The sequence below is a fragment of the Roseobacter weihaiensis genome (assembly GCF_020622345.1).
Taxonomy (GTDB): domain Bacteria; phylum Pseudomonadota; class Alphaproteobacteria; order Rhodobacterales; family Rhodobacteraceae; genus Roseobacter; species Roseobacter weihaiensis.
Map to the genome: position 1 here is coordinate 23,486 of NZ_JACNMO010000004.1, position 25,982 is coordinate 49,467.

Consider the following 25,982-nt stretch of genomic DNA (forward strand, 5'->3'; position numbering starts at 1 on the left):
AAAGACCCGCAATGGAGACCAAGGCCAACTATGTTCTGATAGGCACCTTCACGCTGATTGGAATTCTGGCGGGCTTTGGGTTTTTGCTCTGGCTGGCCAAGGTCGAGGTTGACCGGCAATATGCCTATTACGACGTGCTTTTCAATAATGTGTCCGGCCTGAACGAAGCCGGTGATGTGCGCTACAATGGCCTTCCTGTCGGACAGATCGTCGATCTGGCCCTCGATCCGCAGGACCCCTCAAAGGTAAGAGTGCGCCTCGAGGTCGATGCCGCGACGCCCGTGAAAACGGACACAATCGCAACGTTGCAATCTCTGGGCGTGACGGGTGTGAGCTTTGTGGGGCTGTCCGGCGGGAGCCCTGATGCCGACAATCTGCCGCAGGGTGGGTTGATCCGATCAGAGATCAGCGCTTTTCAGTCTGTTTTGCAGGGCGCGCCAGAGCTTTTGCAGAAGGCCGTTCTGCTGCTTGAAGACATCAATTCCGTCGTCAACGAAGAGAACCGGGACGCGGTGAGTGCCATTCTGACCAATCTCTCCTCGGCCTCGGGCCGGCTGGACCGGACATTGGCGGATTTCGAAACACTTTCGGACGATCTTAGTCTTGCCGCGCGTGAAGTCTCGAATTTCACAGATCAGCTGGGTGATCTGTCGCAGTCCGCCGAGACAACGCTGACGACGGCGACGCAGACGCTGGAGACCGCACAAGGTGCGATTGAACGCACCGATGGCGTGATTGAGACGGCGAACCGGACGCTGTCGACGATGGATGACACTTTTGCGTCGGCAAACACCCTGATCGAAGGCGATCTGGCAGAGTTTGTGCGACAGGGCAGGGCAACCGCGGCCGCGATCGACACCACCTTGACGGCGCTTGATCCGACGCTGGTGGACACGCTGCAAGCCGCCCGCAACACCCTGACCGAAGCGGAAGAGACCTTTGCCTCGGCCAATCGTGTGTTGAATGAGGACATTGACACGATCCTGAGCGATGCAAGCCGCGCGGTGAACAGCTTCCGAACCACCGTTGAAAGCGCGTCGGGAGACATCGCGCTGATCTCAGCGGAGGTGTTGAAAGCGTCGCAATCGGCCTCCAATTTCGCGGGTACCTTGGAAGCGGTTCTGGTCCAAAACCGCCGACAGCTTTCAAATTTCATCAGGGTAGGGCTGCCGGAATTTCTGCGCCTTACGGAAGAAGCCCGGATTCTGGTCAGCGATCTTGATCGATTTGTTGAACGGGCCCAAAGAGACCCGGCGCGGTTTCTTCTTGGCACGCAAGGCTCGGAGTTTCGGAGATGACCGGTTTCCTGTTCCGGCTGATGCCCTTGCTGGTTGTCCTCGGGTCCGTCAGTGGCTGCGCGGGGCTCAGCACATTGACATCGGTCACCGCGCCAACGGATCTTTATACTCTCACCCCAAAAAGCACGTTTGATCCCGCGCTTCCCCGGCTAAGGCAACAAATTGTCGTTCAGGAACCGACCGCGACGGCAGCGGTCAGCAATGACCGTATCGCTGTGCAGCCCTCTCCTCTTCAGGTAGAGTATCTGAGCGGCGCGCGTTGGGTCGACCTTGCCCCCGTCATTATTCAGGCGCTCTTGATCGAGAGCTATGAGAACAGCGGCAAAGTTGACGCTGTGGGCCGATCTGCGGTCAGCTTGCGGGCAGATTACCTGATTGTTACCGATTTGCGCGAATTTCAGGCCCGCGTTCCTCCGGCAGTGGCGGAAAACGACCGTCTTCAAGTGCAGGTCAGACTGAACTTTAAGCTGGTGAATGCCGATGTGGATCGCATCATTGCGTCACGCTCATTTGAAGAAATCGTCGACACTCAGAGTGACGACGCGGGAGATATCGCGTTGGCGTTTGACCAAGCCCTTGGGAGCGTGATGCGCGATGCGGTGGAATGGAGCATACGCGAGATGCATGCGGACGCGCTCGAAAGGCCTGCCGCGTTGGAGGACTGATCGCATCGAGCGAAAGTTTCCGCCTGTCGGAGAACCCCCAAATATGAAATCGTCAAACAAGGGCTTCCGATCCTTGATCCTTTTTGCTCCCGCCTGGATCAGGGGTTGCACGCGGCTGAAACAGGCACCCTCGCATGACTTGAGATGCGGCGGACCATGCAGATATCGGTGAAAGCCCCGTCCCCAGACCTTCGGCAAGCTGAAACAGGCAGAACGGACACTGGGTTGGTCTTTGATGCTTTCGCCATGACGTACATCACCGGCATCCGTTTTTTGCGCGGCGCAACGGGTTTAGAAGTTTGACAGGATGATCGACGCGATATTGGCGCTGGAGGGGGTGCCAAGGGCCTGCGTTGTGCTGGTCAGCAGGTACCGTTGCCGTAGTTCATCCAGCCTGTCAGGGTCGGCATAATCTGTGACCTCGCTTGTCCCGAAAAAGCTTTCTGACCGATCCTTCATGACGCTCAATTGCTGATCGATGTCGATGCTGCCAAAACTCGATGGTAACCCGAAAGCCCCCTCGAACACCTGTCTTAAGGGTGGAGAGGCCATGATGGAAAACCAACTGGCATCATTATTGGTGCCTGCATTTATGACTTGGTTCAACTCCCGCTCCAGTGACAGTGCGATGCGCATGGTCGGATCACTCTCCCCGACCTGAATCTCGAATTGCCGGTCAAGATAGTTTTGCGTGACCTGCTCCACAAATCCTGCGGGGTAAGTCCGTTTCGTGTCGGTTTCCTTGAAGGTGAACAGGTCAAAAAGATCGCGCTGGCGCGAGTCTGAAAGCGAGTTGACCAAAGATGTCGAACTTTGCGGATCTGAATTGAGCACACGCTCCATCAGGCCTCGTGCAGCCACGGTTTGCGAAAATCCAAACAGATCCAAGGTAGCGTCCCGCAGGTCGTCTGCACCCATCACGTCCTCGGGTGTGTCGAGTGGGCCCCGAACCTCAGCGGCTGCGGCGAGCAAGGTCTGCAATTTACCCTGCTGGAGCACGATTTCCCCGGCCTCATCGAGGGCGGGATCACCGTTTTCATCCAACTGCGGGGTATTAAAGTTGAAGGCACCGGCCAAAAGCATAAACCGTTCGTCTTCCAGAGTGTTTGCAAAAGAGGCCTCGTCGTTCAAATCCGATTGCAGAACGTCGGTCAGAAAACTGTCAGGGTAGACGTTGTCGAGGCCGAAAATCTGCATCGCCTGGTCCAGTAGTTCAGGTTCTTCCAACAGATCAGCGGGCGTTTTGATGTCGTCGAACCGGTCGGAAAAACTGTCTGCGATGGCGTCAAGCCTGCTTTTATCCTGCTCTTTCTTGAAGAAATTGAACGTTTCTGCAAATTCGACCAGCCCCTCACCGGGCATCCGGTTGGCGAAGGAGTTCTCATCCGACAGGTCAGATTCAAGCACCTGTTTTAAGAAGTAGGTGTTGGAAATATTGTCTTCCAGACCGAACTTTTCCAAGGATGCCCGAAGCAGCGAGCGATCCGCCAACAGATCATCTGCTGACTGCAGGGCGGCAAGTTGGGTCGACAATTCGTCGGCTGTGCGGGCTTCGGGCAGCTGGGCCCCTCCCTCGCCGGCGAAGTTAAAGGCCTGCGCAAAGGCAAGGTAGCGTTTGTCCGCCAAACGGTTGGCCAGGGATGTGGAATCCTCCAGGTCGGAGTCGAGAATTCTTTGAATGAAAGCGCGGTTGTTCAGGTCTTCATCAAGGCCAAAGGCCCCCAGGGCCACTTTCAGGAGGGTCCTGTCCGCCATCAGTTCTTCTGACGATTGAATGTCTTTTATCCGTTCTGAGAACTGTGTCGTCTCACGGGCAACCAGGGGGTTTTGTTCAAAGAGGTTTTGCTGCGTCTCACGGGTGCGCGTCACAAAAGAATATCCGGCGACGCCGGAGCCGAAAACTGTCGGGACAAAAGTCACAATTCACCTCCAAACCACTGCGCAAAGGCTTGTGGCACACCCCTTCGATAGGTTCATCAATCGGGCATGGCGGTCGGCCTCCGCTATTTCCCGTGGTACAGGGATTTGGTAAAGGAAGTCCTAGCAAATCCGCGCGTGGGGCCATCGCCGCAAGACATGGTAAACGAAGCGTAAGATCGCGGACATAGGCCACCCGAAGGGACAGCGCCGGACTTGTGAGATCCACTGCAGAGGTTTGAAGCCTGACCTAATCCTCAAGCTGGTTGATGGCCCGGTCTGCCGACACGGCTGCAGACGTTCGATTGTCCACCCCCATCTTCTGAAAGATCTGTTCGAGGTGCTTGTTGATCGTTCGGCTGCTGAGCGTCAGGATCTGGGCGATGTCGCGGTTTGTCTTGCCCATCGAAAGCCAATAGAGAACTTCCGCTTCTCTGGGGGTCAGACCGAATGTGCTGGCAAGATGCGTGTAAGGCGATTGCGGGTTGCCCCGGCAAACTTTCAAAAGAATTTCTTCTGACGGGGACATCCCGATATAGGCCAGGGCCAGATCCTCGACCATGAAAGCATTGGTCTGAGACGCCGGCAGTCGGGTGCATGTGGCAAGCCAATCCGCAAACGCTTTGCCGGACAGAATGTTGATGTTGTGCCGGGTCGAGACCGACCCGAGCATTCTGAGCGCTCGGGGGCTGCCCCAGAGGACCAGACCGTCACGGTCCACGGCAATCACGGACCGGCCCGATGTATCCAGCGCTTGCCGCGCGCTTTGCACAGCGCGCGCGTTCAGGATGTGGGTGGTGATGCGGGCCAGCAATTCGTCAATGACGGCAGGCTTGGTGACGTAATCCACACCGCCAACCTGCAGGCCCTTGATGATATGTTCAGAGTCCGTCAGCCCGGTCATGAAGATCACAGGGGCATAGGCAAGCCGCTCGTCCGATTTAAGCAGGCTGCAGGTCTGAAAACCGTCAAGCTGCGGCATGACCGCATCCATCAGGATCACATCCGGCAAAATACGTTCCGCGAGCTTCAGCGCGGCATGACCGTTGTTGGCCACCACGACGCTGATGCCGTTCTCTTCCAGCGCCGTTGTTATCATGCTGAGCGATTCCGGGCTGTCGTCCACGACCAGCGCGATGTTGCGGTCTTCGCGATCAGGGTGTGACATTGCCTGCCTCCTCCAGAACATCTGCGATGCCGGGCAAATCAAAAACCGACGCCATCTTGCTGAGCCTGACCAGCATGGGACCGCGCAGGCTGCCCTGTTCGGCCAGTTCCGAGATCCGGTCCGTCAAAATCCGCGCCATGCCGTTGCGGGCCAGTTCGATCAGCTCCAGCCGTTCCGCCTCTGAAAGCTGCACATGCGGTTTGACCTTTAAGGGACCTGCGTCCTTGAAGACCAGCTCGATCCGCAGGATTTCCGAAATCCGTACCAGCAGGTCATCGAGGTTGTAGGGCTTTGCAATGAAGGCGTCACAGAGCGCCAGTTCAGGGGAGGGGCGTTTGCCGTCCATCGCGTGACCTGAGATCATGATGATCGGGGTGGAGCGATGCGCGCCCCGGCGCAAGCCTTCGGCCAGCTCCCAGCCGTCCTGCCCGGGCAAATCGATGTCGAGGATGAAAAGATCCGGGGTGATGTCGTCGAGCATGGACAGCGCCTGCTCTGCATTTGTGGCCGTGAGCACGGCGAACCCCAGAGGTGACAGGAAACTGTCGACAAGCGCCAGATGATTGAGGTCATCATCCACAACCAGCAGTATCCTGCGCGCCCCAACCACACCGGAGATCGCCCGCGTCCCCGTCTCGCCAGACGACAGCGGCGGGGTCTGTTCGCTCCCCACGGGCAGCGCGGGCAGCATGAAGCGTACCCGGAACAGGCTGCCCTGACCCACGGTGCTTTCCAGCTCTATGTCGCCGCCGAGGATCTCGACCAGCAGCTTGGTGATTGTCAGTCCCAGGCCGGAGCCGGCGGCCTGCACCCTCTGGCCGCGCTCGAAAGGTTCCCAGATTCTATCGCGGTCTGCCTTGGCAATACCAACGCCTGTGTCCCTGATTTCAATGACGGCAACCTCGTTGCGGTACTTGATCCGCAGATCCACCGATCCTTCATCCGTGTAGCGGATCGCATTGGACAGGAGATTGATGAAAATCTGCCGCAATCGCTTTTCGTCGAAGGTCACCCAGAGTGGGAGGTGCTCGCTCGTCTCCATTGAAAAGACGAGGTTTTTCTCGCGCGCGGCTTCCTCAAAAATGGAGCTGACCTGGTGCAGAAAGAGCCTCAGATTGATCCGATCCCGACTGACCTGAAGGTGCCCTGCCTCGATGCGGGAGATATCGAGCAGCCCTTCGATCAACCCCGCCAGATGTTCACTGCTGCGCCGGATCGTGGTGATTGAATTTCGCCGACGCGCGGGAATATCGTCGTCTTTTTCCAGAATCTGCGCAAAGCCGTAGATGGAGTTCAGGGGCGTGCGCAACTCGTGGCTTAGGCCGGTCATGTAGCGGGTCTTGGCGAGGTTCGCGGCCTCGGCCTTTTCCTTGGCCTGTTGCAGTTCCTGATCCGTGCGTTCGTGGGCGCGCACTTCAAAAAGCAGCCGTTCGTTTTGTTTTTTGGCCTCACCGCGGGCCTGATGCTGGCTTTCGGAAATCAGCAGGTACATCCAGACAACGATGCCGATGACGATCAGGATCATCGAGAAGATGACCCAGAGGACCGCGTCGAAGTTCTCGGCAGACCGCAGCCCGCGTACAAAGAGCAGGAGACCGCCGAACGCGGCCCCCAAAAGCGATGTGGCGATGATGAACCGTGACATCCGCGACATGAGCGCCTTGACCATCGGTTCGGGCAGGGCACGTGCCAGCGTGGCTCTGGTCACATTTTCCACGCGCGCATGGGGTTTGCACATATCCCGGCAGGTACTGTCCAGCGTGCAGCACAGCGAACAGATCGGGCCCTCGTGAAACGGGCAGTGCGTCATGTCTTCGGTGTCAAAGCTGTAGGCGCAGACGATGCAGGTATTGTCGCTTGTCTCAAGAGCCGGCACCGGCCTTGCGATGTAGTAGCGCCCAGCCGTGCCCCAGGCGATGATCGGGGCCAGAAAGAAGGAACTGCCCAACGCGATGAATGAGGAGAGCGCCTTGGGCAGCTCCCCAAAGAGGCCGCCATAGGCCGACAGCGACAGCAGGCAGGCCGAGGCCATCGCGCCAATGCCGACGGGGTTGAAGTCATAAAGATGCGCGCGGCGGAACTCGATCCCCCGGGGGCTGAAGCCCAGTGGCTTGTTGACCACCAGATCAGCCACCAGTGCCCCGATCCACGCAAGCGCCACATGGGAATAGAGCGCCAAGGTCGCTTCCAGCGCGCCGAAGACGCCAAGCTCCATCAGCATGACTGCGATCCCGACATTGAAGACCAGCCAGACCACCCGGCCCGGATGGGCATGGGTGAGCCGGGAAAAGAAGTTGGACCAGGCAATGGAGCCTGCATAGGCATTGGTGACGTTAATCTTCAGCTGGCTCAAAATAACGAAGGTGCTGGTCAGGACCAGCACGGCAAGGGGTGAGTTGATGGTCATGCTGAAGGCGGTCTCATACATCCTTGTCGGATCGCTGGCATGGGCTGTGGGCACGCCGCTGGCGATGGCCAGCATGGCAAGATAGGAGCCTGCGAGCATTTTTATCATACCCAAAACCGACCAGCCGGGGCCGGCCGCGATCAGTGCGGCCCACCACCGGCGCTTTTCACTGGCGTTTTTTGGTGTGGGCAGAAAGCGCAGATAATCCACCTGCTCGCCAACCTGCGCGATCAGCGAAAAAATCACGCCCGAGGCGGCCCCCAGCATGATGAGCTTGCCTGCGTTGCTGCCATCATGCTGCACGTTTCCTTCGAAACTGGACCACCCTTCGATGTCATACCCGACAAAGGCGAGGATCACGAAAGGCGTGATGTGCAACAACACCCAGAGCGGCTGGGTCCAGGCCTGGAAGGCTGAGATCTTTGAGAAGCCGTTGATGACCAGCGGGATCACCACGACCGCGCTGACCAGGTAGCCCAAGACCAGCGGCACCCCAAAGAAGTACTCCATGGCGAGCGCCAGAATGGCCGCTTCGAGGGCAAAGAAGATGAAGGTAAAAGTTGCGTAGATCAGCGAGGTGATCGTCGAGCCGATGTAGCCGAACCCGGCCCCGCGCGTCAGCAGATCGATATCGACGCTGTAGCGCGCGGCATAATAACTGATTGGAAAGGCGGTCAGAAACAAAAAGGCCCCCACCAGCATGATCGCGGTAATGGCGATGTCAAAGCCGTAGGTCAGCGTGATCGCTCCACCGATGGCTTCGAGCGCCAGAAAGGAGATCGATCCGATGGCGGTATTGGCAACCCGTGCACAAGACCAGCGCCGGGCACGATGGGCGGTGAACCGCAGCGCAAAGTCTTCCATGGTCTCATTGGCCACCCAGCGGTTATAGCGCCGTTTCTCTTTCGTTGCGCGGTACAGCGTGGCCATGGAAATCCCCGATCGACGTCTTTTCTCCAAAAGGAAAATGCCCGCCGTTTGATCGGCGAGAGGGCTCACCCACCCTGTTTTCCACTCATTCTGATCCCCAGCGTACAGAGTAGTTATGCGCAGAGGCATACGTCAATCGACGTATACGGCTCTGCGCGGGCTTGCTGGATAGTTCAATCAAGGCACGAAGATTCTGCCCATTGATTAATCCATTCCCCAACAGGAGCTATCATGACTGACAAGAAAATCCCGAACGCCTTGGCCGGACCAAGCAGACGCGCCTTTATGGCTGGCGGCGCTGCTTTGACGGCTTCACTCTTTGCACCCAAAGGGCTGCGTGCCCAGGAGTTTCCAACCGCTGAGGTCAACACCACCGGGCTCGCGGTGACCGACGACGCGGTCACCATTGGCATTCTGCACTCTGTCACCGGGACCATGGCGATCTCGGAAACCGGGTCAGTTCAGGCCGAGAAGCTCGCGATTTCACAGATCAACGCGCAGGGCGGTATTCTGGGCCGCAAGATCGAATACATTCAGGAGGACGGCGCCTCCGACTGGCCAACCTTTGCGGAGAAAGCCCGCAAACTGCTGGTCAATGACAAGGTCGCCTCCGTCATGGGCTGCTGGACCTCCGCGAGCCGCAAAGCGGTGCTGCCGGTCTTTGAGCAGCACAACGGGTTCCTCTACTACCCCACGTTCTACGAAGGGTTGGAGCAATCCCCCAACGTGATCTACACCGGGCAGGAAGCCACGCAGCAGATCATCGCGGGCCTCGATTGGGTGACGCGTGAAAAGGGGGCCAAGACCTTCTACCTGCTGGGGTCCGACTACATCTGGCCGCGCACCTCGAACAAGATCGCGCGCAAGCACATCGAGAACTTCATGGAAGGCACCAGCGTTGTGGGCGAGGAATACTATCCGCTCGGCCATACGCAGTTCAACTCAGTCATCAACAAGATCCGTTTGCGCAAGCCGGATGTGATCTACGCCATCGTCGTGGGCGGGTCGAACGTGGCCTTCTACAAGCAACTCAAGGCGGCGGGCATCGACCCCGCAGAGGAAAGCCCGATGGTGCTCACCATCTCCGTGACCGAGGACGAGATCCGCGGCATCGGCGGCGAGAACATCGAAGGGTCTTACGCCTGCATGAAGTATTTCCAGAGCCTCGAAAACGAGAACAACCTGGCTTTCGTCAAGGCTTTCAAGGAAATGTGGGGGGAGGACATGGTGATCGGTGACGTAACGCAGGCTGCCTATCTGGGCCCATGGCTGTGGAAGGCTGCGGTCGAGAAAGCAGGCTCGTTCGATGTGGACAAGGTGCGCGCGGCAAGCCCCGGCATCGAGATGACAACCGCGCCCGAGGGCTATGTGAAGATCCACGAAAACCATCACCTCTGGTCCAAGACCCGTGTGGGTCGCGCGCAGGCGGATGGCCAGTACGAGGTGGTGTTCGAGACGGCAGATCTGGTGGAGCCGGATCCCTTCCCCGAAGGCTACCAGTAAGTTCCTCTGGGGGGGGCGCTTATCCTAGGGGCGCCCTTTCCCCGCTTTTGTGTCCCACCCCTGTTTTCCGCCCATCACGCGTAGAGGCTGCCGATGTTTTCCGACTATTCCATGACCGAGCTTGGCGCGATTTTCGCCATGCAGGGCTTTGCCGGGCTGATCCTGTTTTCGGTCTTTGTGCTGATGGCGCTGGGGCTGGCGATCATCTTTGGCCAGATGGGCGTCATCAACATGGCCCATGGGGAGTTCATGATCCTCGGGGCCTATGTCACCTATCTGACATCGACTGCCTTTGCGGTCTATGTGCCGGGGCTCTTTGGTATCTATTTCTTCGTCGCGATGATCCTTGCTTTCATCGCTTCGGGCCTTTTGGGGCTCTTTGTTGAATGGGCGATGATCCGGCATCTTTACAAGCGACCGCTCGACACGCTTCTGGCCACCTGGGGGCTGAGCCTCATTCTCCAGCAGGTTTACCGCAGCGTCTTTGGCGCCCGCGAGGTTGGTGTCAGTATCCCCGACTGGATGATGGGCTCCTTGCCGCTGACCGACCTGATCGAAATTCCGATCAACGGCATATTCGTGATGGTGCTGGCCACGGGTATTGCGCTGGGCGTCTACTATCTGATGTTCCGGTCGGCTTGGGGATTGCAGGTGCGCGCCATCAGCCAGAACCGTGTGATGGCGGATGCGGTGGGCATCAACACCGCCTGGACCGACCGGCTGACCTTTGCCATCGGCTGCGGCGTGGCGGGCGTGGCCGGGTCGGCTTTCACGATGATCGGGTCCACCGGGCCCACGGCAGGTCAGCTCTATATCGTCGACACCTTCCTTGTCGTTGTCTTTGGCGGCACCGGCAGCCTGCTCGGCACCATCGCCAGCGCCTTCTCCATCAGTCAGGCCCAGTCAATCATGGAGTTCTTCCTGTCGGGGTCCATGGCCAAGGTTCTGACGCTGCTTGTGGTCGTCGGCATCCTGATGATCCGCCCGCAGGGGCTCTTCTCTCTCAAGCTGCGCAAGTAAGGAACGTCTCACATGAGTGCTTCGTCTCACCGTCTGTTCTCCCGGCAGGACATCATTGGGTTCGCCATCCTTGCCGCCGTTATCTTCATCGTGTTGCCGCTCGCGTTGGACAGCTTTCGCCTCAACCTCTTTGGCAAGTACCTGACCTATGCCTTTGTCGCGGTGGGGTTGGTGCTGTGCTGGGGCGCGGGGGGCATCCTGAGCCTGGGGCAGGGGGTGTTCTTTGGACTGGGGGGCTATTGCATGGCGATGTTCCTCAAGCTTGAGGCCTCGACCCCCGAGAACACCGCCATCCAATCGACGCCCGGCATCCCCGATTTCATGGACTGGAACCAGATCACCGCGCTGCCGTGGTGGTGGGAACCCTTCAACAGCCTGCTGTTTTCGCTGATTGCGGTGGTCATGGTGCCGGTCATGTTTGCCTTTATCATCGGCGTGGCGATGTTTCGTCGGCGCGTCGGGGGCGTCTATTTTGCCATTATCACACAAGCCTTCGCGGCGATCCTGACGATCCTCATCATCGGCCAGCAAGGCTACACCGGGGGTGTGAACGGCATCACCGACCTGCGCACGCTGCAGGGCTGGGACATCCGCACCGACGCGGCCAAGGAAACCCTCTATTACGTGAATGGCGTGCTGCTCTTTGCCTGCCTGCTGATTGCGCAGTTCGTGCGGAAATCCAAGCTCGGGCGGCTGCTGATTGCGATGCGGGATCAGGAAGACCGGGTGCGGTTTTCCGGCTACGATGTGGCCAGCTTCAAGATCTTCATCTTTTGTCTTGGCGCGGGCTTTGCCGGGATCGGCGGGGCGATGTTCACCCTGCAGGTCGGTTTCATGTCACCCACGCTGGTGGGCATCGTGCCCTCCATCGAGATGGTGATCTTTTGTGCGGTGGGCGGGCGCCTGTCGATCATCGGCGCGGTCTATGGCGCGCTGCTGGTGAACTGGGCCAAGACGTCCTTGTCCGAAAGCTTCCCCGAGCTTTGGTTGCTGGGGCTGGGCGGGCTGTTCATCGCCGTTGTCATGGCCTTTCCCAACGGTCTGGCAGGCATCTACGCCGAACATATCGCCCCGCGTCTGGCAGCCCTCTTTGCCAAGCGCCAGACCCCCGCCGCGGTCCCAAAACCCAAACCCGCAGAGTAGGATGTCAGATGCTCGACAATAACCCCAACTTCCTGCTGATGGTCGAAGGGCTGACCGTTTCCTTTGACGGGTTCAAAGCGGTGGATGACCTGAGCTTTTACGTGGAGCCCAACGAATGCCGCGTTATCATCGGCCCCAATGGGGCGGGGAAAACCACTGTGCTGGATCTGATCTGCGGGCGTACCAAGGCCACCAGCGGGTCCGTGAACTTCAAGGGGCAGGAGCTTCTGAACAAACGCGAAGACCAGATCGTGCTGGCCGGTGTCGGTCGCAAATTCCAGACCCCGTCGGTCTACGAAGACCTGACCGTCTTTGAGAATCTCGAGTTGTCCTATCCCCGTGGCCACAGTGTCTTTGGCGCACTTGCGTTTCGCCGGGACGCGATCGTCAAAGCCCGGATCGCAGAGATCGCCGCGACGATCTTTCTGGAGGCGCTGCTGGACGAAAAGGCGGCCTTTCTCAGCCACGGGCAAAAACAATGGCTGGAGATCGGCATGCTGCTCATTCAGGACCCGGAGCTTTTGATGCTGGATGAGCCCGTGGCCGGCATGTCGGTGGCGGAGCGTAAAAAGACCGCCGAGTTGCTCAACAAGATCATCAAGGACCGCTCGGTGATCGTGATCGAACATGACATGGGCTTTGTCGAAGATATCGCCACGCGGGTGACCGTGCTGCACCAGGGCAAGACCCTGTCCGAGGGCTCGATGGAGCGGGTGCAGAACGATCCGAAAGTCATCGAAGTCTATCTCGGCCATTGAAGGAGCCTGCACATGCTGTCTGTTGAAAACCTCCGCGCGACCTATGGCGAATCCGAAGTGCTGCACGGGATCAACCTCGATGTGAAACCGGCCGAGATCGTCGCGATCATGGGGCGCAACGGCATGGGCAAGACCACGCTGATGAAAACGCTCATGGGGATTGTGCCGGAACGGGGCGGGGATGCGCGGGTGGGCGATGTCTCGATTGTCGGCAAGAAACCCCATCAGCGCGTGGCCTCCGGTATCGCTTACGTGCCGCAGGGGCGGATGATCTTTTCGTCGATGACCGTGCGCGAAAACATCGAAACCGGGCTGACCACCACAGGCACCAAGGAGGTGCCCGAGGACATCTACGAGCTTTTTCCGGTGCTGCTGGAGATGAAATCGCGGCGCGGCGGCAACCTGTCGGGCGGGCAACAGCAGCAATTGGCGATTGCCCGCGCGTTGGCCAGTGACCCCAAGGTGTTGTTGCTGGATGAGCCGACCGAGGGCATCCAGCCCTCGATCATCCGCGAGATGGCGCGGACCCTGCGCAAGATCCGCGACCAGAAGGGGCTGACCATCGTGGTCTCCGAGCAGGTGCTGAGCTTTGCGCTCGATGTGGCCGACCGGGTGATCGTGATCGAGAACGGCACCTTCGTGCACGACAGCCCGCGCGATGGCATCGACGAGGCGCGGGTCTCCAAATTCCTATCCGTTTGACCAAGACCAAGAACCAAGAGAGAGGACAACACCATGGCTGACACATTGATCTCGGTAGATCTGGCTGAGAGCCCGCACACCAATGAGAATGTGCACAACCGCTGGCACCCCGACATCCCGATCAATGTCTGGGTCGAGCCGGGCGATGATTTCAAGATCGAGACCTATGACTGGACCGGCGGTCAGATCAAGAATGACGATGACGCCTCGGACGTGCGCGATGTGGAGTTGGAACAGGTGCACTATCTGTCGGGGCCCATCGGCGTAAAGGGCGCGGAACCCGGCGACCTGTTGGTCGTCGATATCCTCGATATCGGTGCGGTCGAGGAGATGAACTGGGGCTTCAACGGGTTTTTCTCCAAGAATAACGGCGGTGGCTTTCTGACGGACCATTTTCCGTCCGCGCAGAAATCGATCTGGGATTTCGACGGCATGTTCACCAAATCGCGCCATGTGCCCGGCGTGAAATACGCGGGGCTCATCCACCCCGGCCTGATCGGCTGCCTGCCCGACCGCAAAATGCTGGACATGTGGAACAGCCGCGAGACCAAGCTTTTCAACACCGACCCCGAGCGGGTGCCGCCGCTGGCGGCCCTGCCCAACACGCAGAGCGCGCATATGGGGGCGATGAAGGGCGACGCGCGCGACAAGGCAGCAACTGAGGCCGCGCGCACCGTGCCGCCGCGTGAACATGGCGGCAACTGCGACATCAAGGATCTCAGCCGCGGCTGCAAGATCTACTTCCCGGTCTATGTGGATGGCGCGGGTCTTTCGATGGGGGATCTGCACTTCAGCCAGGGCGATGGCGAGATCACCTTCTGCGGGGCCATCGAAATGGCAGGCTGGCTGCACCTCAAGGTGTCGCTCATCAAGGATGGCATGGCCAAATACGGGATCAAGAACCCGATCTTCAAACCCTCGCCGATCAAGCCGGTCTATGATGATTATCTGATCTTCGAGGGCATCAGCGTCGATGAGAGTGGCGAGCAGCACTATCTGGATGTGCACATCGCCTACCGTCAGGCCTGTCTCAACGCCATCGAGTACCTCAAGAAATTCGGCTATACGGGTGCGCAGGCCTATTCGATCCTCGGCACCGCCCCGGTGCAGGGGCATATCTCGGGCGTGGTGGATATTCCCAACGCCTGTGCCACGCTCTGGCTGCCCAACGAGATCTTTGAGTGGGATATGATGCCCAATGCGCAAGGCCCGACGACATACCTCGACGGGTCTGTCGACATGCCTATCGCGCCTGATCTGTAATTCTGCTCTGCGGCCCCTGTGGGGGCTGCACATTCACCTGGGATGGGGAAAACATGCCACTTTATGACTACCTTTGTGAGGACTGCGGCCCTTTCAGCGCGTTTGCATCGCTGCAGAACTATGCCGACCCCTGTGGATGTCCGTCCTGTGCTCGGACGGCGGATCGGGTTCTCATGAACGCGCCGCGCCTGGCTGTCATGTCGGGCAGCAAACGGCGCGCGCATGAGACCAACGAACGCAGTGCCGACAGCCCCAAGCGGTCCAGCCATGGACCGGGATGTGCGTGTTGTTCCTCTTCTGCGGCGCGCCCGTCAAAAACACTGCATCACTCGGATGGATCGAAGTCATTTCCGAGCAAGCGACCATGGATGATTTCACACTGATCTGGGGTCTGCGGGCTGAGGGCGCGCGCTCAGCCCGCATGATATCCCGGACGCGGGCGATCATGCTGCGAACCCCATATATTGCCGGAGGGCCGAAAACGAGAAACAACAAGCTGAGCGTGGGGCCATGACGATGACCAGCCCGGTCAAGGTCAGAAGGTCCCGCACAAAACGGCCACAATCGTGGAAATGACGTCACGCGCCCCTGTTGCGGCTTGACTGACGCGCATCCGCAAATCTGAAGAGCTGCTGTCGAAGAAAAATGACATGCTATTTTTGCAATACGCGGGTAGAGCCTGCGCTGCAAAGAGGCGGCCACGTTGTTGCCGGTTCTACTCAGGCAGACAACCTGAACGTAGGCTGCCAGACCTCGGATCGTGAAAACCGTGGCGACGCCTGCAAGCCACCGCAAGGGCCAGGCTCCTGCCGTCAGCGCTCGTGAGGGTCTTCCAATCTGCTGAAATTCAGGGGTTTTGTCAGTTGCCGCCTGAATACTTTGAGGATGCCGGAGGCCGCTCCGCGCCGATCGCTAAATCCGCTGAAATTGCTCAACCAGTCGCCAATCATTCTGAAAGCCATTTTTGCGCGCCCGACCACAGGTTCATGATCAAGCGACAGACCGGCGAAAGCCAGAGGAACGGTGCGGCCGCTCAGGCCCAGGCTTGATTTCAGCACAGCCTCTTCGTCCACCGGTGTTTTACCCTGGGAGGCAATCGAGGCTTTCAAAGCGCTGCCAACGGGACGGGTATGATGCATCTGAACGGTATCGATGATGGCCACGCGAAACGGCCCTGTTTCCGCCCACCGGCACCACACGTAGTCGAGGCCAAAGCCGCTCATGGATTTTTCAAAAAAAGGCAGCGCCCGTTTCAGGGTTGGCTGATCGAGGCAGGGCGCCATGATTTCGATGTAGTTGGTGTAGCGCAGCAGAAAGCTGCCGCAGGCGTTGAAAAAGAAATGCGAGTAATAGCTGTCCCGCGTCAGGGCGGGCTGACTTATGGCGAGCTTGAATTGCGCGTTGCAGGCAAAGATTTCGTTTATCTTTGCCGGGGGCAGGTCAATGTCATCATCGGGCAGCCAGTAATACCGGTATGCCTCAAGGTCCATCGGGCTGAGTGTTTTGAACAGGCCATCCCACTTGCCACCCTCATGCAGAACCGCTTCGACGCCGGGTGCCTCGATATGTGCTTCAAAGGCGCTCTTGGAGTAATAGCTCACCAGCACATCAAAAGTCCGCTCCGCATAAGGCAGCTCGAGCCAGCGGTGATGCAACGAGTTTGCGCCAGCGCGAACAACGACAAGGTTGTCTCGTTTCATTTCCTTGCTGCCAGCTCTTGTTGCAGTTTGGAAAGAACCGGATACCGCTCAACGCCGCAGGGATGGCGCATCCTATTGATCTGCATGGCTGCCGTGTAGCGGAAGTTCTTCCAGAACCGGACAAGCAGCGATTTCGACTTCTCCCGATTTCGGGCAGAATCGATGCTGCTTTGCTGTCCCAAAGGCCCTTCGCGGACCAATTGCGGTGTGATGAACAAAACCGGGACATTGTGTTCCCAGTAGTGCTTGATCTCACTGTCAATCGGGCGTCCAATCGACTGAAAGGAACGCAAAAGCGATTGCGCCGCCTGACGCCCGAGCACATAGCCGGTTGTTCTGGGGGCGATGCGCGAGGACACGCAGAAATCGTGGCCCGCCACCCGACCCAGGACCGTCCCCTGATCTGAGTACCCGTCGATTTTTATCATCAACTGCTCTGCGATGGAGGATGAAAGAGTACCTAACCCATCCAGGAATTCTTGCGGCGATGCGCAGAAATCAAAGTCATCTTCAAGAACAAGCCCAAGCGGGGCATCTCCTGTGGCGATCTTTTGCCATATCTTGCGGTGTCCCATCAGGCAGGCAATTTCGTTTTTTGTCAGTGCCCGTTTGGCGGTCTTGCCGTTCTTTGTGCTGTTATAGTGTTTTAAGAAAACATCATTGGGTAGGTTTTTGCCGTTCGGGGCGCTCTCAAATGAAAAAGGGATACCGAGTTCCGAAAACGTGTTCGATACGTTCTCGCGCCTTTTCACCGCAGTTTCTAAACTCAAAACGTAGATGTTCAAACAGTCTTGCGCCTCCCAGCGCGGCTTCAAATGCATACACGATTTTTTTACACCTAGTACATTTTCGCTTGTTGACGCAATGTGGATTTATCGTGAGGGCAGGGGTGTGCTGCTCTGTGTGAAAGCCACCTAATCAACTGAAAAATTTAAACTATTATACCCAAAGAGCTACAGCTCTACCATGGGTCGGCCTTTCTCAGCGGACATCTGCGACCCAAAAGGCAATTGTACGCCGAGCCAAAGAAGTATTTTTCGACGCCGTTGAAGCGCTCCCCTTGAACAGCCTCCACGTGCAGAAATCATTCAGCCCCGCCCAGAAGGGTCTCCCCAAGAGGCAAGTTCAGAATGGGTTTTCTTGCCCTTGTGCGGCCAGAACGCCCCCCACGGGCAAGACAACCTGTTGAGATGGGCACCATATGCTGCCCGCCAACCCTTCGGCAGTACTGCGGCAATCCGGGAGGTGATCTGTGATGATTTAGACGGCCTCATGCTCTGCGCTGAACCGGAACGCATCGACGGGGGACTTACAATGCCGGACAAGCAAAGTGCCGAAGGTATCAATCGACCGGTAGCTGTGGGCCGAGACGGCAGGATCCAATCTGAGACCTGCCGCACTATCGCTTTGGCAACGCGCGGAGGGATTGCGCAGCGCTGCTCTTTTTGGGTCAGGCGAAGCGCGCAGGACGCCACCGGCGCGCAATATAGCCACCGGAAAACTGTCGCAATGGCTCTGGTCTGAAGAATTCTTCACGCGGTCTTGGGCGTTGTCATCGCCACCGGCTTCAGACCAAGTTCCGCGCAAGAAAAAATCCGCGTTTTGTTTGCCGGCGCGCGGCGGTAGAAAGGCTTGACCGACCTTGATGCCGGAAAAGAAACCGTGCTGACGAGACAAGAAAGCAGGACTTGATGAGTGGACAGAGAATAGTGTGCGTTGGGGCGGGGTTTTCCGGTGCGGTGATCGCGCGGAAGTTTGCCGAGGCCGGGTATGCCGTTCTGGTCATCGACGAACGATCGCATATCGCCGGGAACTGTCACACGGAGGTGGATGCGGCCACCAACATCATGGTGCACAAATACGGTCCGCACATCTTTCACACCGACGACAAGGAGGTCTGGGACTACGTAAACGGCTTTACGGAATTCAAGCCTTTCGTAAACCGTGTCAAAGCGGTGGTTGGGGACAGCGTCTACCTGCTGCCGATAAACCTGCACACGATCAACCAGCTCTTTGGCAGGCAGATGTCTCCGGCAGAGGCCAAGGCCTTTGTCGCGGAACAATCGCGGCAGGACATTGACGATCCGCAGTCGTTCGAGGATCAGGCTCTGAAATTCGTTGGCGAGAAAATCTACAAGACGTTCTTTCATGGATATACTCGCAAACAATGGGGCGTGGAGCCTCAGGCGCTGCCTGCATCGATCCTCAAGCGTCTGCCTGTGCGGTTTACCTATGACGACAATTACTTCAACCACATGTATCAGGGCATTCCGGCGCGTGGGTATACGCATCTCGTTCAGCACATACTGGATCATCCCAAAATCGAAACCCGGCTTGAGACCCGCTTTGAAAGCCTGGATGAGGACGCGCGGCATGTATTCTACAGCGGGCCCATTGACCGGTTCTTTGGCTACAGCCTTGGCCGCCTCGCCTACCGGACCTTGGATTTCGAAGAGATCAGGGTCGAGGATGATGCGGGCATCGGGACGGCTGTTCTGAATTATTGCGACGCTGAAGTGCCCTGGACCCGTATCACGGACCACAAATATTTCGCGCCCTGGTCGCTGGACGAGACAAAAGGGTCCTTGCAGTTCAAGGAGTATTCACGGGCCTGCGAGGCGCAGGACATCCCCTACTATCCGATCCGGCTGGTCTCGGACAAAGCGCGTCTGGGAGAATACGCGGAACTGGCAAAAGGCGTGAGCGGCACGACATTCGTGGGCCGGTTGGGCACCTACAGATACCTCGATATGGATGTGACCATCCGCGAGGCGCTTGATACCGCCCAAGCGGCGCTCGACGCTCTGGGCCGGGGGGAGGTGCCCAAGCCTCTGTTTGCCCGCATCCTGTAAAGGCAGGTCAATTCACCAAGATCTGTCAGGGAGTCGCGCGCGGCCAAGGTCGACAGGCGCGAAGCGGCGTGCCTGCGGGTGCGCCGAATTCTCCAATGCATTAATTCTCTCGCCTCCGCTCAATTCCTGAGTGTAGGGTGACCTGAGGGCATTGCGGCAGCAGGTGTGGGAGCCGGGCGTCTCTTTGCTTTTGTAAGGACGAGGCGAGCCAAAAGACAAAAAACGATCAAAACAGGCACGACGTATCAACTGGGAGGAACGATATGAACCTAAGACCTGATCCGACATTTCATGCATCCCCGAAACTGGCGATGCAGGCACCGGTGGAAAACTATGCCTTTACAGTCATGCTCAGCCCGGACGGCACGCAGTCCGATGGCATTGCGGTGATCGATCTGAAACCGGACTCTGACACCTACGGGCAAATCGTTCATCAGGTGATCGTGCCGAACAAAGGCGACGAGTTTCACCATTTTGGCTGGAATGCCTGTTCTTCATCCCTGTCGCCCTTGTCGGGCCATGCCTTTCTGGAACGGCGCTATCTGATCGTACCGGGCATCCGGTCTTCGCGCATTTACGTCATCGATGTGAAAGACCCGCTGAAGGCGCATATCCACAAGACCATTGAGCCTGAGGAAGTTTTTGAAAAGACGGGCTATTCGCGTCCCCATACAATTCACTGCGGCCCCGAGGGGATCTATGTCTCGACCCTGGGCGGCGGCGGGCCAGATGGCACAGAGGGCCCCCCCGGTATTTTCATCATGGATTGCGAGACATTTGATATTATCGGTCGCTACGAGATGGATCGCGGCAAGCAGGACAAGCACTACGATTTCTGGTGGAACCTGCCGCAGGACTATATGGTCAGCTCCGAATGGGGCCTGCCACCGCAGTTTGAAAACGGCGTTGTGCCCGAAGATCTACTCTCCAACAAGTACGGCCATTCCATCCATTTCTGGAACCTGCGCGCCCGCAAGAATATCCAGACCATGGATTTTGGCGAGAATTACCAGATGGCGCTGGAAATCCGCCCCGCGCATGACCCGACCAAGTCTTATGGATTCTGCGGCGTGGTGGTCGATACGACCAATCTGCAAGGGGCCATCTTTACCTGGTGGCGTGATGACGATGGTGTCTGGCAATCGAAAAAGACCATCACAATTGACCCGCGTCCCGAGAAGCCCGAAAATCTGCCACCGCTGTTGCAGGGGTTCGAGGCCGTGCCGCCGCTGGTCACCGACATCGACCTGAGCCTGGATGATAGATACCTTTATGTTGCCTGCTGGGGCCTTGGGGAAATGCATCAGTATGATGTCTCGGATCCGATGAACCCGGTGCTCGCGGGCAAGGTTGAGCTGGGCGGAATTGCCCGCGGAACAAAGCATCCCAACGGCAAGGAATTCGTCTTTGGCCCGCAAATGGTCGAGGTCAGCCGGGACGGCAAACGGGTCTATTGGACCAATTCGCTCTATTCCACCTGGGACGATCAGTTCTATCCCGGCGAAGAGGGCGGGCAGATGGTGATGGCCCGTGTGGGTGAAACCGGCGGTTTTGAGCTGGACAAGGACTTCTATGTAGAATTTCCGAAGGGCCTGCGCGCGCATCAGATACGGCTTGAAGGCGGAGATTGTTCGACAGACAGTTTCTGTTACCCCTCCGTCTGAACGATGCCTGAGACTGTCTCCCTGACGGCCCTTTGGTGGGCCGTCATTTTTTCGGGATTCTATCATGGTGTAAACCCAGGGATGGGGTGGCCTCTGGCTGTGTCCGCCGCTTTGATGGAGCGCAAGCGACGCGCCATGCCCAAGGCGCTCGGCCTGCTGGCGGTGGGGCATTTTCTGGCGATGATCGTTATCCTGCTGCCCTTCACGCTGATGTTCTTTCTGGTGGACTGGGAAGTCGAAATCCGGATCGGCGCCGGCATTCTGGTGATGGCGATGGGGGGCTATCTGCTCATCAACCGGCGGCATCCAAGGCTGCTGGCGCGGGTGCATCCGGCGCGCCTGACGCTTTGGTCGTTTCTGGCCGCGACGGCCCATGGGGCGGGCCTCATGCTGGTACCCATCTATCTGGGGATTTGTGCGATTGGGGCAGATGAAACCGGCCACCTGGCCGCGCAGGCCCTGATGGGCAGCAACATCATGACCGCCTTCGGTGTTGCGGCCATTCATACCATGACGATGACCGTATCGGGCGGTGCCCTCGCGGCTGTGATCTACTTTTGGCTGGGTCTCAGGTTTCTCTCCAAAACCTGGCTGAACCTTGATCTTGTCTGGGCTTTGAGCCTTGTCCTTGTGGGCGGCTTCGGGATTCTATCCGTATATCTGGGGCATTGAGCCCGATGCTTAGGGGCAAGGTGACCGGGATGGGATTGAACTGGCCCGGAAAGCCGCAGACCCGGCCACGCCGCTCTCCGCCTCAGCTTTCCAGAGCGCTGACCTCGTAGGCTGATTTGGCCAGCCAGTCGGGATGTACCTCGACCCCCCAGCCGGGTGCGTCGGTCACGGTGGCCCGCCCGTCGATAATCTCAAAAGGATCGGTGACGAAAAGCCTGTCCTGCCAAGGATAGTAATCCAGCCCCTCGATTGAGAACTCCAGATACTTCCCGGCGTTCGGAATGGCACGCAAAAGATGCATGGTGAAGAGCGTAACCATCGACAGATTGGCACAATGCGGCGTGACGGGGAGCCCTGCCTCCGCCGCCATCCGTGCCACGCGCTGAGTGCGGCTGATCCCGCCGAGATAGCAGATATCGGGCTGGACGATATCGACGACCCTGCCGTCGATCATTCCCTTCCAATTGGCCATCATGCAGTCCTGCTCACCGCCGGTGACGTCGATATCAAGGGCGTCGGTGACTTCCTTGGTCTGGGCGAACTCCCAGTAAGGACAGGGTTCCTCAAAATGCGAAATGCCGTTGTCCTGCAGCTGCTTGCCGATCTCGATCGCGCGTTTGGGTGAAAAGCACGAATTCGCGTCCACCAGAAGCGCCACGTCGTCACCGAGGGCCTTGCGGATCGTTGGAATGATCTCTTCTGTCCGGCCCGGCCATTCATCGGTGTCCCACCCGACCTCTGCGCCGATGCGGAATTTGAACGCATCAAAACCATAGGCGTCCCGAAGATGTTTGAAACGGTCTGCCTCGTCTTTCGGGGTGATGTCACGCTTCATCGACGAAGCATAGGCGCGAAAGCTGCCCGGGGTGCCGCCGATCAAGGCACAGACCGGCTGGCCTTCGATCTTGCCGCGCAAATCCCACAAGGCGGTGTCCAGCCCGCCCATCGCGCGCCGCAGATAGGAGCCGGGAAATTTATGCTCTCGGTCCCGGACCAGATTTAGAAGGGCGTCAATGTCGAAGCTGTCCCTGCCCAAAGCATGCGTCGCCACCTGTCGGTGCAGCACTTTGGCGGTGATATCCGCAAAATAGGGGGCCACCTGGCCCCAGCCCTGCGCACCGTCCTCGGCTGTCACGCGCACAAAGCAGATGAATGCGTCGCAGAAGGTTTCAATCGATTGTATTTTCATGGAAAGGCGACCAGCACAAAGGAAGAGTTATCCTGGAGAGTGAAACAGTGTATTGGTCTTGGTTGAATATCCATTATCCTGAAATGGAAAGACCAATTCCGGAGGGTCGGGATGAAAAGAGAGGCGGGTGCCCTGCTGTCCTCGATCCAGTTGGACAGGACATCGCGTAAATCCATCAGCGTACAGCTCTATATGGGGCTGCGCGATATTCTGCTGTCAGGCTGGCTGAAGCCCGGAGATCGCCTGCCCGCGAGCCGGACAATGGCGCGCGAGGCCGGCGTATCGCGCACCACAGTGATCGATGCCGTCGACCGGCTGATTTCAGAGGGCATGCTGACCGCCCGTGTGGGGGCAGGGACCTATGTCAGTAAAAATCTGGTGTTGCAGAAACCCCAATCCACGCCCGTCTCAGCCACAGCCGAGGCGGCCTCCCAGCCCCGATTATCCTATACCGTCAGCCATGCGTCGGGGGCCTATGCGCCGCGTGCGCGCTTGCCGCATAACTCGCAGGCCTTCATCAGTGCGCTGCCGGCGCTCGACGCATTTCCGCTGGCACAATGGGCGCGAATCTCCGCACGCCACCTGCGCGGGGATCGCGAGGATGTCATGGGCTATGGTCCCCCCGAGGGCCATCCGGCGCTGCGCCATGCCATTGCCACGCATCTGGCCACCGCCCGCGGGATCACCTGCAAGCCCGAACAGGTCTTTGTCACCTCTGGGGCGCAGCAGGCGTTCTCGCTGATCGGGCAGCTTTTTCTGGATGCGGGGGACCGGGTCTGGTTCGAGAACCCCGGTGCCAAGGGGGCCCGCAACGCCTTTGTCGCAACCGGTGCCGAGTTGATCCCGATCCCGGTTGACGAAGAGGGGATGCGTGTCGTTGATGCCGTTGAAAAGGCACCGCATTTTCGTCTTGCCTTTGTGACGCCCTCGCATCAGCAACCGCTGGGCCATGTGATGTCGTTGGCGCGCCGATTCGAGTTGCTGGAGGCCGCCGCAGAGGCGCGGGCGTTGATCGTTGAGGATGACTATGACGGCGAATTCTACTTTGGGACACGGCCACAGCCGGCGCTGAAAAGCATCGATACCCATGGCCGCGTGCTTTATGTCGGAACCTTTTCAAAATCCCTGTTCCCCTCCCTGCGGCTGGGCTTTGTCATGGTGCCCGAGCGGATGATCGATACCTTCGAGCGAGTGTTTTCATCCTGGATCAGCGGCCCGCCGACGGCAACGCAGGCCACCGTGTCGGACTTCATGGATGAAGGGCATTTCTCCACCCATATCCGCATGATGCGGCGGCTTTACAAAGCCAGATACGATGCCTTGATGAGCGCGGCCGGAACCCTGCCGGAGACCATTCGCCTGCAGGAAACGAGCAGCGGTTTTCACACGCCTGCCTATCTGGACGACAGGGTGGACGAACAGGCACTGGTCGAGCAGGCGCGCGCCAAGAATGTGACGGTGGCACCGCTCAGCCAGTATTGTCTGGCCCCGATTGCCAGAAAGGGACTGGTCATTGGTTTTGGCAGCACGATGCCGGACGATATCAAAAAGGGCATTGATGTGATCGGCTCGCTACCGGCGCTGAAAGTTTAATTGGTATGCCTAAAAAAATACAATGGATATAAGGATCAGACCAATGGGTCCATAGGATTATAGGCTGTTGGGGGCGCGTGGCCGGTCTGACAGGCACGCAAACGGAGAGTGGATCGCATGGGCAAGGGGCTTTTGTCGGGTTTCAGTCAGCAGCCCTATTGGCATGAGCACCTGGATCCCCCTCTCGCGCTGGTCGAACGCCCGACGGAGGCCGCAGATGTGGTGATCGTCGGCTCCGGATACACCGGGCTGAACGCGGCGATTGAGACAGCGCGCGCAGGTCGCAGCACCCTTGTTCTGGAGGCAGGCACCCCCGGATTTGGCTGCAGCACCCGCAATGGCGGGCAGATCAGCACCAGCATCAAGCCATCGCTTGAAAAGCTGACCCGGAGATTTGGGGCGGAGAAAGCGCGGGCCATTCGTCACGAAGGCGAAAACGCGCTGGCCTGGATCGAAGAGCGGATCAAAGATGAAAACATTGATTGCGATTTCCAGCGTTCGGGCCGGTATCATGCCGCACATACCCCGCAGCATTACGAAGCGCTGGCGCGCATGGCTGACAAGCTGACACGGGAGGAAAACATCGAAGCCTTCCCGGTGTCGCGCGCAAAGCAGCGGACCGAACTGGGCACGGACAGCTATCACGGCGGTTTGGTGTTTCCGCGCCATGCCAGTCTGCACCCGGCAAAATATCATCGCGGGCTGCTGCAACGGGCCATTGATGCTGGCGTGGAGGTTTGCGGGCACTGTGCTGTGACGCAGATCGACCCCACCGCAGACGGGTTTCGCGTCGTCTCTGAGAAGGGCACGGTCAAGGCGCGGGACGTGATTGTTGCGACCAATGGCTACACAACCGGTTTGACGCCCTGGCTGCACCGCCGTGTGATCCCGATCGGCAGTAACATGATCGCGACAGAACCACTGCCCCAGACGCTGGTCGACCGATTGTTTCCAACCCACCGGATCGCCAGCGACACCTGCAAGGTGGTGTATTATTACCGCGCCTCGCCGGACCGGCGGCGCATCCTCTTTGGGGGCCGTGTGTCCGCCCGCGAAATCGGACCGGCGGCAAGCGGGCCAAAGCTTTATGACAGCATGTGCCGGATCTTCCCGGAATTGCGCGATTATGGCGTGACCCATACCTGGAGCGGGACGGTCGCCTATACTTTTGACGAACTGGCCCATACAGGCATGCATGACGGTGTGCATTACGCGATGGGGTACTGCGGCTCCGGGGTGTCCATGGCGAGCTATCTCGGCATGCGGCTCGGACAGAAGGTGCTGGGGCTGCGCCAGGGGCAAACCGCATTCGACGGTCTGCGGTTTCCGACACGCCCGCTTTACACGGGCAAGCCGTGGTTTCTGCCGGCGGCTGTGGCCTGGTACCGCTGGAACGACCGCCGCGAATACACCAAGGCGGCGCGCGTGGCCTGATCTGGCCTCACAGGCTGAGGGGTGCGGAGCCAATTCATCCGCCAGAGATACCGATACCAAGCCACCACGCATAGGTGGCGTCAAAACCGAAAGGGAGAATACCA

Annotated in this window: 20 protein-coding genes; 14 read left to right on the forward strand and 6 right to left on the reverse strand. The window is 58.5% G+C overall.

The genetic code is table 11. The features are described 5' to 3' along the window. Positions 1 to 11 precede the first annotated feature (11 nt). Positions 12 to 1,298 (forward strand): MlaD family protein, encoded by a 1,287-nt coding sequence (locus H7847_RS05875; RefSeq protein WP_227268459.1) that lies wholly within the window; start codon positions 12 to 14, stop codon positions 1,296 to 1,298. Beyond that, positions 1,295 to 1,963, forward strand: a complete 669-nt coding sequence (locus H7847_RS05880; protein WP_227268460.1) for an ABC-type transport auxiliary lipoprotein family protein — start codon at positions 1,295 to 1,297, stop codon at positions 1,961 to 1,963. The genes H7847_RS05875 and H7847_RS05880 overlap by 4 nt, the downstream gene beginning before the upstream one ends. A 291-nt stretch (positions 1,964 to 2,254) precedes the next feature. Here the strand turns inward: H7847_RS05880 and H7847_RS05885 are convergent, their stop codons facing one another. The 3 genes from H7847_RS05885 to H7847_RS05895 form a co-directional block, all read right to left on the reverse strand. Beyond that, on the reverse strand, positions 2,255 to 3,883 hold the full coding sequence (locus H7847_RS05885) for a DUF1217 domain-containing protein (protein WP_227268461.1): 1,629 nt from the start codon (positions 3,881 to 3,883) through the stop codon (positions 2,255 to 2,257). A gap of 247 nt (positions 3,884 to 4,130) precedes the next feature. After that, a complete protein-coding gene (locus tag H7847_RS05890) occupies positions 4,131 to 5,048 on the reverse strand; it encodes a response regulator transcription factor (RefSeq protein ID WP_227268462.1) in 918 nt (305 codons plus the stop codon). Next, the gene (locus tag H7847_RS05895; protein WP_227268463.1) at positions 5,035 to 8,385 is read right to left on the reverse strand and encodes a hybrid sensor histidine kinase/response regulator; all 3,351 of its coding nucleotides are present in this window, start codon (positions 8,383 to 8,385) and stop codon (positions 5,035 to 5,037) included. The genes H7847_RS05890 and H7847_RS05895 overlap by 14 nt, the downstream gene beginning before the upstream one ends. A gap of 231 nt (positions 8,386 to 8,616) precedes the next feature. Between H7847_RS05895 and urtA the strand changes: the two genes are divergently transcribed. The 7 genes from urtA to H7847_RS05930 all read left to right on the forward strand — a co-directional run bounded on the left by urtA (position 8,617) and on the right by H7847_RS05930 (position 15,157). Beyond that, the gene (gene urtA, locus H7847_RS05900) at positions 8,617 to 9,888 is read left to right on the forward strand and encodes an urea ABC transporter substrate-binding protein (RefSeq protein WP_227268464.1); all 1,272 of its coding nucleotides are present in this window, start codon (positions 8,617 to 8,619) and stop codon (positions 9,886 to 9,888) included. 93 nt (positions 9,889 to 9,981) lie between these two features. Next, entirely contained in the window at positions 9,982 to 10,908 is a 927-nt protein-coding gene (gene urtB / locus H7847_RS05905; RefSeq protein ID WP_227268465.1) for an urea ABC transporter permease subunit UrtB, read from the forward strand. Positions 10,909 to 10,920: 12 nt separating this feature from the next. After that, positions 10,921 to 12,051: an urea ABC transporter permease subunit UrtC gene (gene urtC, locus H7847_RS05910; protein ID WP_227268466.1), complete on the forward strand. Its 1,131-nt coding sequence runs from the start codon at positions 10,921 to 10,923 to the stop codon at positions 12,049 to 12,051. An 8-nt stretch (positions 12,052 to 12,059) separates the two neighbouring features. Beyond that, positions 12,060 to 12,809, forward strand: a complete 750-nt coding sequence (gene urtD / locus H7847_RS05915) for an urea ABC transporter ATP-binding protein UrtD (RefSeq protein ID WP_227268467.1) — start codon at positions 12,060 to 12,062, stop codon at positions 12,807 to 12,809. Between the two features lie 12 nt (positions 12,810 to 12,821). Continuing rightward, a complete protein-coding gene (gene urtE / locus H7847_RS05920) occupies positions 12,822 to 13,511 on the forward strand; it encodes an urea ABC transporter ATP-binding subunit UrtE (RefSeq protein WP_227268468.1) in 690 nt (229 codons plus the stop codon). 33 nt (positions 13,512 to 13,544) lie between these two features. After that, complete coding sequence (gene fmdA / locus H7847_RS05925; protein WP_227268469.1) at positions 13,545 to 14,774, forward strand: formamidase; 1,230 nt, start codon at positions 13,545 to 13,547, stop codon at positions 14,772 to 14,774. Between the two features lie 53 nt (positions 14,775 to 14,827). After that, positions 14,828 to 15,157, forward strand: coding sequence for an FmdB family zinc ribbon protein (locus H7847_RS05930; protein WP_227268470.1), 330 nt, complete (start codon positions 14,828 to 14,830; stop codon positions 15,155 to 15,157). A gap of 429 nt (positions 15,158 to 15,586) precedes the next feature. Here H7847_RS05930 and H7847_RS05935 read toward each other — a convergent pair whose 3' ends face one another. Beyond that, positions 15,587 to 16,474 (reverse strand): hypothetical protein, encoded by an 888-nt coding sequence (locus tag H7847_RS05935; RefSeq protein WP_227268471.1) that lies wholly within the window; start codon positions 16,472 to 16,474, stop codon positions 15,587 to 15,589. Further along, positions 16,471 to 17,259, reverse strand: coding sequence for a glycosyltransferase family 25 protein (locus tag H7847_RS05940; protein ID WP_227268472.1), 789 nt, complete (start codon positions 17,257 to 17,259; stop codon positions 16,471 to 16,473). The genes H7847_RS05935 and H7847_RS05940 overlap by 4 nt, the downstream gene beginning before the upstream one ends. Positions 17,260 to 18,165: 906 nt before the next feature. Between H7847_RS05940 and glf the strand changes: the two genes are divergently transcribed. The 3 genes from glf (at position 18,166) to H7847_RS05955 (ending at position 21,662) form a co-directional block, all read left to right on the forward strand. Continuing rightward, a complete protein-coding gene (gene glf / locus H7847_RS05945; RefSeq protein ID WP_227268473.1) occupies positions 18,166 to 19,326 on the forward strand; it encodes a UDP-galactopyranose mutase in 1,161 nt (386 codons plus the stop codon). Positions 19,327 to 19,589: 263 nt separating this feature from the next. After that, a complete protein-coding gene (locus H7847_RS05950) occupies positions 19,590 to 20,990 on the forward strand; it encodes a selenium-binding family protein (protein WP_227268474.1) in 1,401 nt (466 codons plus the stop codon). A gap of 3 nt (positions 20,991 to 20,993) precedes the next feature. Beyond that, positions 20,994 to 21,662, forward strand: coding sequence for a hypothetical protein (locus H7847_RS05955; protein WP_227268475.1), 669 nt, complete (start codon positions 20,994 to 20,996; stop codon positions 21,660 to 21,662). Positions 21,663 to 21,744: 82 nt separating this feature from the next. On the opposite strand, the gene H7847_RS05960 is transcribed toward H7847_RS05955, so the two are convergent. Further along, a complete protein-coding gene (locus tag H7847_RS05960) occupies positions 21,745 to 22,851 on the reverse strand; it encodes a mandelate racemase/muconate lactonizing enzyme family protein (protein ID WP_227268476.1) in 1,107 nt (368 codons plus the stop codon). A 111-nt stretch (positions 22,852 to 22,962) separates the two neighbouring features. Here H7847_RS05960 and pdxR point away from each other — a divergent pair, with 111 nt between their 5' ends. Together pdxR and H7847_RS05970 are read left to right on the forward strand one after the other, a co-directional pair. Beyond that, positions 22,963 to 24,444, forward strand: a complete 1,482-nt coding sequence (gene pdxR / locus H7847_RS05965; protein ID WP_227268477.1) for a MocR-like pyridoxine biosynthesis transcription factor PdxR — start codon at positions 22,963 to 22,965, stop codon at positions 24,442 to 24,444. 117 nt (positions 24,445 to 24,561) lie between these two features. Further along, complete coding sequence (locus H7847_RS05970; protein ID WP_227268478.1) at positions 24,562 to 25,878, forward strand: NAD(P)/FAD-dependent oxidoreductase; 1,317 nt, start codon at positions 24,562 to 24,564, stop codon at positions 25,876 to 25,878. The last annotated feature ends 104 nt before the right edge of the window (positions 25,879 to 25,982 follow it).